Origin of the sequence: Streptomyces sp. NBC_01016 (assembly GCF_026341035.1) — a bacterium.
Classification (GTDB): domain Bacteria; phylum Actinomycetota; class Actinomycetes; order Streptomycetales; family Streptomycetaceae; genus Streptomyces.
The window spans coordinates 1,848,202-1,862,736 of record NZ_JAPEOQ010000002.1 but is presented as its reverse complement, the minus strand read 5'-3'; the positions used below and the strand labels follow the sequence as shown (position 1 = coordinate 1,862,736).

Annotated in this window: 11 protein-coding genes; 3 read left to right on the top strand and 8 right to left on the bottom strand. The window is 70.4% G+C overall.

The genetic code is table 11. The features are described 5' to 3' along the window. Positions 1-36: 36 nt before the first annotated feature. From OG746_RS35205 to fes, 3 genes are all read right to left on the bottom strand, one after another. Positions 37-846 carry a 2,3-dihydro-2,3-dihydroxybenzoate dehydrogenase gene (locus OG746_RS35205; RefSeq protein WP_266722157.1) on the bottom strand — a complete coding sequence of 270 codons (810 nt, stop codon included), beginning with the start codon at positions 844-846 and terminating at the stop codon, positions 37-39. Next, positions 843-1,826 carry an ABC transporter substrate-binding protein gene (locus tag OG746_RS35200; RefSeq protein WP_266722155.1) on the bottom strand — a complete coding sequence of 328 codons (984 nt, stop codon included), beginning with the start codon at positions 1,824-1,826 and terminating at the stop codon, positions 843-845. Before OG746_RS35200 ends, OG746_RS35205 begins: the two co-directional genes overlap by 4 nt. Positions 1,827-1,936: 110 nt before the next feature. After that, on the bottom strand, positions 1,937-3,295 hold the full coding sequence (gene fes / locus OG746_RS35195; RefSeq protein WP_266722153.1) for an enterochelin esterase: 1,359 nt from the start codon (positions 3,293-3,295) through the stop codon (positions 1,937-1,939). A 125-nt stretch (positions 3,296-3,420) separates the two neighbouring features. Between fes and OG746_RS35190 the strand changes: the two genes are divergently transcribed. Genes OG746_RS35190 through OG746_RS35180 form a run of 3 tightly spaced genes read left to right on the top strand, consistent with a single transcriptional unit; the run spans position 3,421 to position 6,860 of the window. Next, entirely contained in the window at positions 3,421-4,473 is a 1,053-nt protein-coding gene (locus OG746_RS35190) for a FecCD family ABC transporter permease (protein WP_266722151.1), read from the top strand. Positions 4,474-4,478: 5 nt separating this feature from the next. Further along, on the top strand, positions 4,479-5,552 hold the full coding sequence (locus OG746_RS35185) for a FecCD family ABC transporter permease (protein ID WP_266725628.1): 1,074 nt from the start codon (positions 4,479-4,481) through the stop codon (positions 5,550-5,552). A 36-nt stretch (positions 5,553-5,588) separates the two neighbouring features. Continuing rightward, entirely contained in the window at positions 5,589-6,860 is a 1,272-nt protein-coding gene (locus OG746_RS35180) for an alpha/beta hydrolase-fold protein (RefSeq protein ID WP_266722149.1), read from the top strand. Here the strand turns inward: OG746_RS35180 and OG746_RS35175 are convergent, their stop codons facing one another. From OG746_RS35175 to OG746_RS35155, 5 genes are all read right to left on the bottom strand, one after another. Next, the gene (locus OG746_RS35175; protein ID WP_266722148.1) at positions 6,861-8,891 is read right to left on the bottom strand and encodes an RICIN domain-containing protein; all 2,031 of its coding nucleotides are present in this window, start codon (positions 8,889-8,891) and stop codon (positions 6,861-6,863) included. Positions 8,892-8,960: 69 nt separating this feature from the next. Further along, on the bottom strand, positions 8,961-11,012 hold the full coding sequence (locus OG746_RS35170) for a beta-galactosidase (protein WP_266722147.1): 2,052 nt from the start codon (positions 11,010-11,012) through the stop codon (positions 8,961-8,963). A 39-nt stretch (positions 11,013-11,051) separates the two neighbouring features. Then, positions 11,052-12,395, bottom strand: coding sequence for an ABC transporter substrate-binding protein (locus tag OG746_RS35165; RefSeq protein WP_266722146.1), 1,344 nt, complete (start codon positions 12,393-12,395; stop codon positions 11,052-11,054). 86 nt (positions 12,396-12,481) lie between these two features. Continuing rightward, positions 12,482-13,414 (bottom strand): carbohydrate ABC transporter permease, encoded by a 933-nt coding sequence (locus OG746_RS35160; protein WP_266722145.1) that lies wholly within the window; start codon positions 13,412-13,414, stop codon positions 12,482-12,484. Positions 13,415-13,419: 5 nt separating this feature from the next. After that, on the bottom strand, positions 13,420-14,316 hold the full coding sequence (locus tag OG746_RS35155; protein WP_266722144.1) for a carbohydrate ABC transporter permease: 897 nt from the start codon (positions 14,314-14,316) through the stop codon (positions 13,420-13,422). Positions 14,317-14,535: the final 219 nt, after the last annotated feature.

Sequence of the window (14,535 nt, the reverse complement as noted above, 5' to 3'; positions counted from 1 at the left end):
TTTCGGGAAGGGGCGGGGTGGGGGAAAAACCCCCGGTCACCCCCGGAGGGTCGCGCCCCCGTCGACGTACAGGTCCTGCATCGTGATGTGCCGAGCCCTGTCGCACGCGAGAAACGCAACCGCCTCCGCGATGTCCCCGGGATCGGCGATCCGCCCGAGAGGAATACCGGTGCGGTGAGCCGCGAGGTCCCCCTCGATCACGGACCGCGCCCCGGCCTCCACGTCACCCCCGGGAGCCGCCTCCCACATGCCACGCTGCATGTCGGTGAGCGTCGACCCGGGACAGACGTTGTTGCACCGCACCCCGTGCGCGGCAACCTCCAGGCCGAGGCATTTGGTGAACATCGCGGTGGCCGCCTTCGACGCGGCGTACGCCGCCATGCCCTTCCGCGGAATACCCGCCGCATTCGAGGCAACGGTGACGATGCTGCCGGCGCCGCGCCCCGTCATCCGCCGCGCGACGGCACGGGAGACGTGCATGGCACCGTTGGTATTGACGGCGAAACAGGCCGCCCAGTCCTCGTCGCTGAGGTCGACGACGGCCGAACCCCGCAGGATCCCGGCGACGTTGACGGCGACATCGAGGGGCCCGAGGGTGTCCTCGACGTCCCCGACGAGCGCCTCCACGGCCCCCGCATCGGTGACGTCGAGGACCCGGGCGACGACCTGCCCTCCGGCGTAAGGGGCCGCGACCTTCGCGACGGCTTCGGCATCCAGGTCCGTGGCGACGACACGGGCGCCGCGCCCGGCGAGCGCGGCGACGACCGCCTCGCCGATCCCCCGGCCCGCCCCCGTGACGAGGGCGAGCCGGCCGGCCAGGTCCTGACCAGTGTTCGGGGTGGTCACTTGGCCAGCGCCCCCTTGATGTCGTCGAGGACGGTCCGCGCGGCGAGCGGACCGCCCGCGCTGTTCCACGCGGAGCCGTCGATGACGACGACGTGGCCGTCCTTCTCGGCCTTCAACTTGCCGAAGTTGGTGACCTTTTGGGCCTCGCCGTAGGCCTTCTCACTGTCGGTCTCCGTGCCGAGCGCACCGAAGAACAACCAGTCGCCGTCGATGGTCGCGAGCTTCTCCAGGGAGACCGGCTCGCTGTGCCCGGTGCTCGCGCCCTGCTGGTCCTTGGGCCGGTCCATGCCGAGCACCTTGAGCGTCGAGCCGACGTGGCCCTCGCCCTTGCCGACGACGGACGGGGCGCCGTCCTGCCAGCGGATGACGGAGACGGACTTGCCGGCGTTGTCGCCGAGCTTCTTCTTCGTGTCGGCGACCTGCGTGTCGAAGTCGGCTAGCCACTTCTTGGCGTCGGACTTCTTGTTGAGGGCGTCCGCGGTGTCCGTGAAGGCCGTCTTCCAGTTCGCGTTGAGCTTCGCGGTGACGACGGTCGGCGCGATCTCCTGGAGTTTGTCGACGGTCTTCTTCGCGCCGGTCGTCTCGTCGAGGAGGATCAGGTCGGGCTGGAGCGCGGCGAGCTTCTCCATGTCGGCCTCGGCGACGGACGCGACGACCTGCGACTTGGACGCCTTGTCGGCGAGGTACGAGGACACGCCCTTCTGGCCGCGGCCCGCGGTGGTGCCGACCGGCTCGACGCCGAGTGCGAGCGCCGCGTCGAGGGTCGGCTCGCTCAGCGCGACGACCTTCTTCGGGTCGCTCGGCACCTTGACCTTGCGGCCCTGGGCGTCGGTGAGCTGCCGCGTCTTCGACGCGGACCCGGCCTTCTCGGCGCCGCCGGCGTCGTCTCCGCTGTCGCTGCCGCAGGCGCTCAGGATCAGGGCGCCGGTGACGGCGGCGGCCGGTATGAGGGCGGCGCGGCGGATTCTCGGGGAGGACATGTTCGCAGGGCTCCTTAGGGCAATGAAATGAGAAAGGTGATGCGCGGGGGGAAGGTGATGCGTGGTGGGGGGAAGTCCGAGGGACCGCGCCGAGCGGGGGCGGGACCGCGCTAGGCGGGGTCGGGACCTGCACCCAGGAGACGGATCAGCGCATCGACGAGCGCGACGTGCCAACAGGCGTAGTCATGACCGCCGTTGAACTCGTTCCGGGTGACCTCGTAGCGGGCCGAGTGCAGCGTGTCGTAGAGAGCCCGGCAGTGGTCGACCATCGTGCCCTCGTGCAGACCCGCGTCGAGGTGCACGGTGATCGGCGCGGGGTCGGTCTCCGCGTACCGGGCGGCGAGCCACGGCACGCCGATGATGTGTTTCTGCACGACGCCGGGCGCCAGGGTCGGCCGCCACCACAGCGAGGGCGACTGGGCGACAACATGGCCGAATCGGTCCGGTCGCAGCCGCCCCGCGTGCAGTGCGGCCAGGCCGCCGAGGCTCTGTCCCGCGACGATGGTGCGCGCCGGGTCCGTGGCGAGGGGCCAGCGGCCCGCCGCCCACGGCAGCAGCTCGTCCGCGAGGAACTCCACGAAGGGGTCCCGGGCGCCGAGTTCACGGTTCCGGGTGTGCCGGTCGACGGCGTCCGGCGCGAGCACGGCCAGCGGCGGCAGCAGCCCGTCGGCGATCAGCGAGTCGAGGGTGTGCTGCAGGCCCACGCGGCCGAACCACATGTCGCCGTCGCAGAGCACAAGGACGGGCAGCCGCTCCGTGTCACCGCGAGGACCCGGACGTTCCGTGTCACCGCGAGAACCCGGGGGCAGATACACCCATACGTCGCGTTCGTTGCGCACGTCGCGGTCGCCGCCCAGCGCCGCGGCGCCGATCCTGTGCCGTTCGACGCGCCCGGCGGGCACGGTACCGCGCCGCTCGGTCCACGCCGGGGCGGGAGCCTCGGGCAGGGCGAAGACGGAGTTGTCGCCCGGGCCCCAACGGGTAGGGAGGCGGCGGGGGTTGAGCGGGTCGTGCGCCGCGTGCACGGCGAGGGAGCGCAGCCGCGCCTGCAGCACCTCGGGGTCCGCGGGCGGCTCCTTGGCCGAGACGTCGGCGGCGATCCGGTACGAGGCGCGGTGGTCCGCGCGCAGCCGCAGACCGAAGTGCCAGATGTCGGTGCCCGGGACCTGCTCCATGAGGGAGCCCGCGAGGTGGGCGCGGTCGCCGAGGTGGCTGACCATGAGCAGTACCTGCCGGGTGGCGCGGTGGCCGCGCCACAGGAAGGTGACCGCCCGGTGGTCGGGTTCGCCGTCGAGTTCCTCGACGAGTGGTGTGCCGCGGGCGGCGGCCTCCTGCCAGAACTCCTCGGCGATGTGCGCGCGTTGAGCGTCGTCGGCCGCGGCGATGCACTCCTTGAGGCGCGCGACGCGGGCACCGGTGACGCGGTCCGGCCGGTGGTCCGGCAGGGCGGCAACGGACTGGACGCTCATGTCTCCTCTTCCTCCGGAAGCGACCTGCGTCCTCCGGAAACGGCCTGAGCCATCAGGAAACGACCCAGGCTTTTCTGTCGACGTAATTGTTAGCAGACGTAGTTAGGTTAGCCTAAGCTAACCACATGCCCGCAGTGATACGACTCCGCCCCGGCGGAACACGACAACTCCCGGCCACCGAGCCGCGCAGCCGCCCACCCCGCACCGCGGGTCTCGTGATCGGCCTGACGCTGCTCCTCGCGGCGGCCGCCCTCTCGCTCGCGGTGGGCACGGAGCACCTCACGCTCGGCCAGGTCTGGAGCGGGCTGTTCTCCCCGTCCGGCTCCCGATACGACAACATCGTTCGTGAACTGCGGCTCCCCCGGACGTTCATCGGCATCGCCGTGGGCGCGGCGCTCGGGCTCGCGGGCGGCGTGATGCAGGTGCTGACCCGCAACCCCCTCGCCGACCCCGGGCTGCTCGGGGTGAACGCGGGCTCGTCGGCCGCCGTCGTCACCGCGATCAGCGTGTTCGGCATCACGTCGTTCACCGGGTATCTGTGGTTCGCGCTGATCGGCGCCGCCGTCGCCGCCATCGTCGTCAACGCCCTGGGTGGCACCCGGTCGGCGACGCCGGTGCGCCTCGCGCTCGCCGGCACGGCCGTCAACGCGGCCCTGTTCGGCTACGTCAACGGGCTGCAGCAGTGGGACCTGAGCACGCTCGACTCGATGCGCTTCTGGTCCGTCGGCACGCTGGAGAAGCGCGATCCCGAACTCCTGCTCACCGCACTGCCGTTGCTGATCGCCGGTGCGCTGCTCGCGTTCGCGCTCGCCCGGCCGCTCGGCGCCCTCTCGCTCGGCGAGGACCACGCCCGCGCGCTCGGCACCTCGGTGCGGCGCACCCGGGTCCTGTCGATCGTCGCGATCACGCTGCTGTGCGGCAGCGCCACCGCCGTGTGCGGGCCGATCGGCTTCGTCGGCCTGATGATCCCGCACGCGGTCCGCGCGTTCACCGGACCCGATCCCCGCTGGATGCTGCCCTACTGCGCGCTGTTCGCGCCCACCCTGCTGCTCGTGGCCGATGTCATCGGCCGGGTCGTGGTGGCGCCGTCGGAGATCCAGGCGGACATCGTCACGTCGTTCATCGGCGGGCTGATCTTCGTCCACCTCGTACGTCAGCGGAAGGTGGCCCAGCTGTGACCCGGATGACCCTGGAGAAGGGTGAACCCCGGGCCCTCAAGGCCGAGTTGCGCCGCGGAAGGCTGCGGATCGGCCGGTTCTCCGTCCGCTTCGACCCGCGCACGGTGCTCGTCTGCCTGGCGCTGATCGTGATCACGGCGTGCCTGGTGGTGCTCTCCGTCGGGACGGGCACGTACGAGCTGTCGCCGATGGAGGTGCTGCGGACATTCGCGGGGAACGGGCCGCCGGGCGCCGAGTTCATCGTGCTCGACCTGCGGCTGCCGCGCGCCGTCGTGGCGGTCCTCGTCGGCTTCGGGACGGGGATGGCGGGCGCCGTCTTCCAGTCGCTCACCCGCAATCCGCTGGGCAGCCCGGACATCATCGGGTTCGGCAACGGCGCGTCGGCGGGCGCGCTCGTCGCCATCATCTTCCTCAACGCGGGCGCCGCGCAGACGGCGCTCGGCGCGCTCGTCGGCGGCTTCGCCACGGCCATCGCCGTCTACGTGCTGGCCTGGCGCCGGGGCGTGCACGGCTACCGGCTCGTGCTCGTCGGCATCGGGGTGTCCGCGGTGCTCGGGGCGGCGACCAGCTTCCTCTACATCCGCGCCGACATCGGCAAGGCGGCCCAGGCCGCGAGCTGGACGATCGGCTCGCTCAACGACCGCGGCTGGACCGAGGCCAGGACGGCCGCGCTCGGCCTGATCTTCTGCGTCCCCGTGGTCATGGTGTTCGGCCGCCGCCTGACGATGCTGGAGATGGGCGACGACACGGCGGGCGCCCTCGGTGTGCCGCCGGAGCGCAGCCGCCTGATCCTGCTGTGCGCGGGCACGGGCCTGACCGCGATGGCGGTCGCCGCTGCGGGCCCGATCCCGTTCCTCGCCATGGCCTCCCCCCAACTGGCCCGCCGCGTCACCCGCGCCGCGGGGCCGAACGTCCTGCCCGCCGCATGGATGGGCGCCCTCCTTGTGACGGCGGCCGATCTGCTGACGCAGCGCGTGACCGGTTCGGCGCTGATGCCGGTGGGCGTGGTGACGGGTGTGGCGGGCGGCCTGTTCCTGGCGTGGCTGCTGCTGCGGGAGCGCAGGGCGCACCACGTCTGAGCATGTGTCACACGATTCTTTGGAAGGCGACCCCGTATGACGAACCCGACGGCGCCGGCGACACCCGAAAGCCCCCGGCTGGCTCGGCTGTCGGATGAGGTGAAAGCGCACGGGCAAGCGGCACTCGACCGGTTCTGGCGCGAACTCGCCCGTACGGGAACGCCGTTGGTCGAGCCCGTTCCGGGCTTCCCGGGAGTGCGTCTGGTCACGGTGGTGTGGCGGGAGGACCGGCCCGTCGAGGGTGTCTATCTCCTGGCCAATCGCGTCACCGACAAGCACCGCGTACGCCACGGCATGATGCGCCGCCTCGACGGCACCGATGTCTGGTACGTCGGCCTGCGGCTGCCGCTGGGCCTCCGCTCCACCTACCGCATTCATCCCTTCGGCGCGGACGATCCCCATATGACGTCGGACGGCCCGCGCAGCGGCACGTTCCGCGAGCTGCCGGACGACCGCGTGGACCCGCTGAACCGGCACGCGGGCGGGCCGTTCGGTTCCCTGATCGAGCTCGACGGGGCACCGTCACTGGCGCAGTGGCCGACGACGGCCGGCCCGCACCCCGGCGAGGCCCTCGGCTTCACCACCGCCGACGGATCCGTGTACCGCGTACGGCGGTTCGTGCCGGACACCTGTGAAGCCGGCCCCGCCCCGGGGCTGCTCGTCGTGTGCGACGGCGAGCGGTGGTTCGACCGGTACGGCATCACGGCTGCGATCACCGCCGCCGTCGAGGCGGGCCGGATCCCACCCATGGCCGTCGTCGGGATCGAGGCGGGGGCGGATGTCGCGGCGCGGATGCGGCAGCTCGGCGCCGATCCGCGCTTCATCGACACGCTGGCCGACGAGCTACTGCCCGCAGTGACGAAGGATCTGCCCCGGCCGCCCGGGCCCCGGAACACCGTGCTGTGCGGGCAGAGCCTGGGCGGGCTTACCGCGCTCGCGGCGGCCCTGCGCCGACCGGACGCCTTCGGCACGGTGCTCGCCCACTCGGCCTCCACGTGGTGGCGCCCCGGCATGACGGCCCGGCCGGCGCGGCCCGCGGGAGGAGCGGAGACCTGGCTGTACCAGCAGGCCGCCGCGGCACCGGTCGGCGACGTCCGTATCCGCATGGACGTCGGCTCCAACGAGGGACCGATGGTCGACGACCTGCACCGGCTGCACGCCCTGATGGCGGCCCGCGGCTTCGACGTCTCGCTGAACGTCTACACCGGAGGTCACGACTACTCCTGCTGGGCGGCCGCCCTCATCGAAGGGCTCGCTGAGCAGCTCGTGCCCCACGGCGCGGGGCCGTGGGGCACGAGTAGACACTGATCAGGACGTCACATCGGTGACCCGCCACCGTTGGTTGGAACCGGAGTTGGGCTGCCACGTCCCGACGGGCGCGCCCTCGTTCGTGGCCTGCCCGCCGACCTCCAGGAGGCGGCCCGTGCCCGCGTTGACCAGGGTGTACGTACCGTCGCCCGTGCTCGACAGGATCCACTGGGCGGCCGGATCGCGCTCGCCCGTGTCCGGTTCGACGACCGCCGCACCGTCGCGGACGGCGAGCCGCTTGCCGTCGGCGGCGCTGGTGAACACGTGCCGCTTGCGACTCGCGGGTCCGTCGCCGCTGATCTGCGCGAGCCGCCACCGCTGTCCGGCCGCGCCCGTCCCTGACCCGATGACGAGCGTGCCGCCGCCGTCGGCGACGGTGAGGTCCTTGCCGCTCTGCACACCCGTCAGCTCGTAGGTGCGTCCCCGGCGCAGCTCCGCCGCGTCCTTCGCGACCCCGGACACGCCCTTGATCACGAACGTGGTCACCGACTGCGCGGGCACCGTGAACGTGGCCTTCCGGCCCGTCACCGCGACCGGCGCCCGCTCGGCCAGCTTGCCGTCCGTGCTGGTCACGACCGGGGTGACGGTCGCGCCCCGGCGTACGGTCGCGAACCTGGACAGGTCGAGCGTCACCGTGCGGGTGCTCGTGGTGCTGTTGACGTGCACGACGGTGGCGCCGTCGCCGCCGCGGGTGACGGCCGCGGTGCTGCTCGTGTCGTCGGTCTTGATGAGGTGGTCGCCGGGCCGGATGTAGTGGGTGAAGTTCCGGGCGGTGTCGAACTTGGTGTTCGTGTAGACCGGGCAGGTCTCCAGGGTGTCGTCCGGACCCGCGCTGAAGGAGACCTGGACCTCGCCCCAGTTGCCACCCTTCGCGGACTCGCCGCCGGGCTTCATGTTGTCCCAGTCCTCGACGGGCTGCCAGAACACCCAGGCGCTGGGCTCCAGTTCACGCAGATCGTCGACGATGTGCTGGGCGAGCCCGAGGCCGGGCCGCATGTCGGTGAAGGACTGCCCGTCGCCCCAGTCGCCCTCGACCTCGCTCATCCACAGCGGCTTGCCCTCGGCCTTGGCGAGGTCGCGTACGGAGGTGCGGCCGCCGGTGCCGTACGTGTGGACGTTCATCTGGGCGACGCGGCTCTTCACGTCGGCCGGGTAGCTTGTCCAGTTCGTGACGAAGGTCGTCGGGTTGGTCTCGTCCATCGCCGAGACGACCGCGCCGGTCCGTGCCTTGCGCAGGGCGGCATCGAGCGCGGGCACGATCTTCTGCTGGAGGCCGGGGCCGATGTGACAGCCCTCCTGGCGGCCGCCGGTCGGATTGCCATCAGCGCCCAACTGGGTTCCCCAGTAATCGGTGTTGGGCTCGTTGCACGGGTCGACGGTCTTCACCTTGATGCCGTGCGCCTTCTCCAGGCGTCGCGTCGCACCGGCCAGATAGGTGGCGAAGTCGTCGACGGACGCCTCCTTCAGCTGGTCCTTCGACGCGTCGAAGCCGCCGGAGACATAGCCGCTGACCGTCATGAAGTACGGCGGCGAGTTGGAGAACGTCTCCCAGTGGGTGATGCCCTTCTTGATCCGGTCCACCCACCAGCGCTGGGTCGCGTCGGTGTCCTCGTTCCAGTGGTCCTCGTTGCCGGGGTCCCACCAGTCGGTGTCGGTGCGGGTGGTGCCCGCGGGCGCCTTCCACCAGCCCTCGACGGCGCCGCCCGCCCTCAAGTAGTCGGGCACGTCAGGGGCGTTGCCGCCGCCGATGTTGTAGCGGGCGATGTTCAGGGCGAGGCCGTCCCGTCCGAAGACGAGGTCGGCGATCCTCTCGCGGATCTCGGCCGGGTAGTGCCCGGTGGCGTTCGCGAACCAGACCAGGCTGGTGCCCCAGCCCTCGAACCGGTCCTGCCGGTACGAGGGGTCGGGGGTGACCGTGACCGTCGCCGCGGTGGCGGCGGCGACGAGCTGTGCGGCGGAGATCTGGGTTCCCGCCGCCGCGGCCGTGGCCGCGGCGATGCCGATGAACCGTCTGCGGGTCAAGCGCGCCAACGTGTGCTCCCTACGTCGTTGTGTGAGCGGGGTGTTGGTGGTGCCGAACGCTGGTGGTACGTGATGGTGCTAGGAGGTGGCGGGCTGCCGCAGGACGGCGACCTGGCGGGGCGCCAGGACCAGCACGTCGTCCTCGGCCGCGGGCCCGACCAGCACGTCTCCGGTCAGGCCCGGCAGCGACACCCGCTCGTCGCTCCGGTTGACCAGGAAGACATAGCGGTGCTCGGCATCCCGCCGCACGATCTGCTCGACCAACCCCCTTGCCTGCTCCGGGAGTTCACTGCTCACCCCGGCCGGCGCGAGCAGCTCTGGCAGCAGCGCGGTGAGCCCTTCGACGCCGAGGCGGGTGGAGACGTACGCGGCCGAGCCCCGGCCCGTACCGCGCCGGGTGACGGCCGGGCGGGACGCGTACGTGCCGGTCCGGTAGCCGGCGAGGACCTCGACGTCCGTGCCGGTGACGGAGATCCGGTCGGTCCACAGGCTGCCGGTGGTGCCGTTGTCCAGGTCGACGGTGTCACCGTCGAGGAGCGGCCCGAACTCCTCGATGCGGATGCCGAGGACGTCGCGCAGGGCGCCGGGGTAGCCGCCGAGCCACACGTGGTCGTTCTCGTCGACGATCGCGGAGAAGTACGTGGCGACGAGGTGGCCGCCGCCCTCGACGTACCGGGTCAGCTCCTTGGCGAGCGGCTGCGGCACCACGTGCAGGACGGACGCGATGACGACGTCGTACGTGGACAGGTCGGTGTGGTGCGCGGGCACCACGTCGGCGCGGATCCCGAGGCGCAGCAGCGCCGAGTACCAGTCCAGGGCCTCGCGGTGGTAGTCGAGGCGGGAGGACGGGTGGGAGTCCTGCTCGCTCGTCCACCACGAGTCCCAGTCGAAGAGGATCGCGACACGGGCGGGTTCGCGCGCGCTGCCGGCGATCGGGGCGAGCGCTTCGAGGGTGCCGCCCAACTCGACGACGGAGCGGAAGAGTTCGCTGTCGGCTCCGGCGTGCGGGAGCATCGCCGAGTGGTACTTTTCGGCGCCCGCAGCCGACTGCCGCCACTGGAAGAAGCAGACGGCGTCGGCGCCGTGCGCCACGTGCAGCAGCGAGTCCCGGGCCAACTCCCCCGGCTTCTTCGGCAGATTGACGGGCTGCCAGTTCACGGCGCTGGTGGAGTGCTCCATCAGGAACCAGGGCCGGTGGCCCGCGATCCCGCTGGTGAGGTTGGCGGAGAAGGAGAGCTCGTCGCGGTCCTGGGGGCCGGGGATGACGTAGTGGTCGTTGGCGACGAAGTCGACCTCGCCCGCCCAGTCCGCGTAGTCCATGCCCTTGGTGCCGGGCATCACCATGAAATTGGTGGTGACGGGCGTCTCCGGGCTCAACTCGCGCAGGATCTCGCGCTCGGCCAGCAGATGATCCTTGAGCGCGTCGGAGGAGAACCGCTTGAAGTCCAGCTGCTGGGTCGGGTTCGGGTGCGAGGCGGCGAGCCGCGGCGGCAGCAGCTGCTCCCAGTCGCTGTAGCGCTGCGACCAGAACGCTGTCCCCCAGGCGTCGTTGAGGGCTTCGAGCGTGGTGTAGCGGCGGCGCAGCCAGGACCGGAACGCGCGGGCCGCGTCGTCGGAGTGGTCGTAGACGTTGTGGCAGCCCAGCTCGTTGTTGACGTGCCAGGCGACGAGGGCCGGGTGGTCGGCGTAGCGGGCGGCGAGCTTGCGCACCAGACGCAGCGCGTGCTCACGGAAGACGGGCGAGGTGGGCCGCCAGTGCTGGCGGGCGCCCGGCCACAGTGTCTCGCCGCTCGCGGTCACCGGAAGGATCTCCGGGTGCGCGGCGGTCAGCCACGGCGGCGGTGACGCGGTGGCGGTGGCCAGGTCGACGCCGATGCCGCCCGCGTGCAGCCGGTCCATGATCTCGTCGAGCCAGCCGAAGTCCCAGGTGTCGGCGGTGGGTTGGAGACGCGCCCAGGAGAAGATGGCGAGGGAGACGACGTTCACCCCGGCCTCCCGCATCAGCCGGATGTCGTCCGCCCACACCTCCCGTGACCACTGCTCGGGGTTGTAGTCGGCGCCGTAGCCGAGGCGCCGGCTGCCGTCCGAGCTCTTCGCGTACGGGAAACGGGAGGCGAGGGGGTCGACCATGAACGTCCTTCCAGGAATGCGGGGTTGCGGCGGGGCGGGCTACTTCTCGACGGTGAAGCCCTGGTCGGTGCCGTACTTGGCGGACGCGTCCTGCCAGGACTTGAGGCCTGCGGGGAGCTTGGTCGAGGAGACGTAGGCCTTGCCGACGGTGTCGTTGAAGATCGAGTTGGCGTACACCTGGAACGGCAGGTACTTCCAGTCGGTGGGCACGCTCTTCGCGGACTCGGCGAAGATCTTGTTGGCCTTCTGGCCGCCGAAGTACGGGAACTCGGTGTTCTGGAACGACGACGAGTTCAGGTCCTTCGTCGTCGCGGGGAACGCGCCGTTCTTGATGCGGGTCCCCACGCCCGCACCGGAGTTGGCGTACTCGACGAAGGCGTACGCGAGCTCCTTGTTCTTGCCGAGCTCGGGCAGCGCGAGCGAGCTGCCGCCGTTCTCGGAGCTTGCGGTCGCGCCCTTCTCCCACTGCGGCATGGGGGCGACGCGCCAGTCACCGGACGCGCCCTTCACGCCGGAGGCGAAGTTGGCGGGCATCCAGGCGCCGGTGGGCAGCGTGGCGATGGTGCCGTCGCCGAGGCCCTTGTACCAGTCGTCGGTCCAGCCGGTGACCGGCGCGACGAGCTTGTCGTCGATCAGCTTCTGCCAGGTGTCGGTGTACTTCTTCGCGCCCGCGTCGGTGAAGTCGATGCCGACCTTGGTGCCGTCCACCTTGTACGGGTGCGAACCGGCCTGCCACAGCAGGCTGGTGGTCAGGCCCGCGTCGCCGACGTCGCTGGTGATGTACGCCTTCGGGTCGGCCTTGTGCAGCTTGCGGGCCGCCTCGACGTACTCGTCCCAGGTCGTCGGGACGGCGATCTTGTACTTGTCGAAGACCTTCTTGTTGTAGAAGAGCGCCATCGGACCCGAGTCCATGGGCAATCCGTAGACACCGCCGCCGCCGGACTTCACCGAGTTCCACGGCCCCGGCGAGTACGAGTCCGCCAGCTTCTCGGCGCCGTAGGCCTTGAGGTCGGTGATCTGCTTCGTCAGGGCGTACTGACCGAGCGCGTAGTACTCGATCTGCGCGACGTCCGGGACGCCCTTCTTCGCCGAGATCGCGTTCGACAGGGCCTTGTACTGGTCGTTGTTGGTGCCCGCGTTGACCAGCTTGATGTCGACCTTCGGGTACTTCTTCTCGAAGTCGGCGGCGACCTGCTTCAGGGTGGGCTCCCACGCCCACACCGTGACGGTGCCGCCCTTCTTCAGGGCCGACTTGATGTCGGCCGAACCCACCTTCTTGTCACCGGAGTTGCCGTCGTCGGAGCCGCCGCAGGCGGTGGCCCCGAGGGCGAGGGCGCAGAGGAGACCTATGCCGCGCAGGACGCGGCGGGAGTGCTGGGGCATGGCGATGGCTTCCACTTCTTCGTGGTCCTACAGAGCTCTTCGTGGTCCTACAGAGGGTGTGCGAGGGGTGAACCGCCCTGCCGCGCCTACTCCTTGACGCTTCCGGCGGAGAGACCCGACTGCCAGTACTTCTGGAGCAGCAGGAAGGCGGCGATCAGCGGCACGATGGTGAGCAGCGAACCGGTGAGCACGAGATGGGGAATGGCCTCGCCGCCGGCCGTCTGCGCCTGCTTGTTCCAGGAGTCGAGGCCGAGCGTGAGCGGGTACCAGTCGGGGTCCTTCAGCATGATCAGCGGCAGGAAGTAGTTGTTCCAGGTCGCGACCGTGGTGAAGAGCAGGACGGTGACGGTGCCGGGCGCGAGCAGCGGCAGCGCGACCGTGAAGAAGGTGCGCAGCTCGCTCGCGCCGTCGATCCGGGCGGCCTCCATCAGTTCGGTGGGGATCGCCTCGGTGGCGAACACCCACATCAGATAAAGCCCGAACGGCGAGATCAGCGACGGGATGATGACGGCCCACGGGGTGTCGGTGAGCCCCATCTTGCTGAACATCAGGAACGTGGGGACGGCGAGCGCCGTGCCCGGCACCGCGACCGCCCCGATGACGACGGCGAACACGGCACGCTTGCCCGGGAAGGCGAACTTGGCGAGCGCGTACCCGCCGAGGACCGCCAGGAAGGTGGCTCCGCCCGCGCCCACCACCACGTACATAAGGGTGTTGAGGAGCCAGCGGCCGAAGACGCCGTCCTGGTACGTGAACGTCACGCCGATGTTGTGCCAGAGGTCGAAGTCCGAGTCGAACCACAGGCCGAACGAACGGGCCAGGCCCTGCTGGGACTTGGTCGCGCTGATCAGGAGCCACACCAGCGGAAGCAGGCTGTAGACGAGGACGACACCGGTGAGCACGGTCAGCAGAACGCTGCGCCGGGGGCGCCCTGTGGTGCGCCGCCGGACGGTGCGCAGGCGCGGGGCGGTGGACTTGAGCGATGCGGTCGGCCGTACGGGCCCGGTGGTGGTGGTCATCGCGCTCACGCTCCCTTGCGCATGCCGCGCAGCTGGACCACGTAGGCGACGATCATCGTGATCACGCCCATCACGATGGCGACCGTCGCGGAGTAGTTCTGCTGCTGACCCGCGAAGGACAGCGAGTACGTGTAGTAGTTCGGGGTGTAGTCGGTGGTGATCGCGTTCGGCGCGAGCTTCTGGAGGATGGCGGGCTCGTTGAAGAGCTGGAAGCTGCCGATGATCGAGAAGATCGTGGCGATGACGAGGGCGCCGCGGATCGCAGGGAGCTTGATGGCCGTGATGACGCGCCACTGTCCGGCCCCGTCGATCTCGGCCGCCTCGTACAGCGAGTGCGGTACGACGCGCAGCGCGGCGAAGAAGATCAGCATGTTGTAGCCGACGAACTCCCAGGTCACGATGTTGCCGAGGGAGGCGAGGACCAGGTCGGCGGAGAGCGGGTCGGGCAGCTTCGTGCCGAACGCGTCGTTGAGGTCACCGACCAGGCCGTAACGGGTGCCGTACATGAAGCCCCACATGAGGGTCGCGACGACGGCGGGGACCGCGTAGGGCAGGAAGACGGTGATCCGGAAGAAGTCCTTGCCGAAGAGGCGTCCGCTGTCGATCGCGAGGGCGACGAGCAGGGCGATGCCCAGCATGATCGGCACCTGGATCAGCAGGAACAGGCCGACGCGGAGGACTCCGTCCCAGAACTGGCCGTCCTGGAGGGCCTGTTGGTAGTTGTCCAGGCCCACGAAGGTGGTGCCGCCGATGAGTTGTGTACGGAACAGACTCAGGTAGACCGAGTAGGCGAGCGGCGCGAGGAAGACCAGGGCGAAGACGAGCACGAAGGGGCCGATGAACCCCCAGCCCGTCCATGAGCGGCGCCTCCTCAAGGCGACCGGCGGTTGCAGCGTGGTCATCTGGCGCCCCTCACTCGTCCATGCGGTCCAGCCGTGCGTCACGGGTCCGATGTTTGCGTAAACATCCCTGGCAATGAAGGGCCCGACAGCTGTTATGTTTGCGTAAACATTCGGTGGCGGCATGTCTACACTGCCCCGAGGAGCACGGTCAAGAGTCGGTGAGGGACACGGTGACAACCCAGGAGAGCGCCCCGCAGCACGGCAGGCGCCGCACGCAGA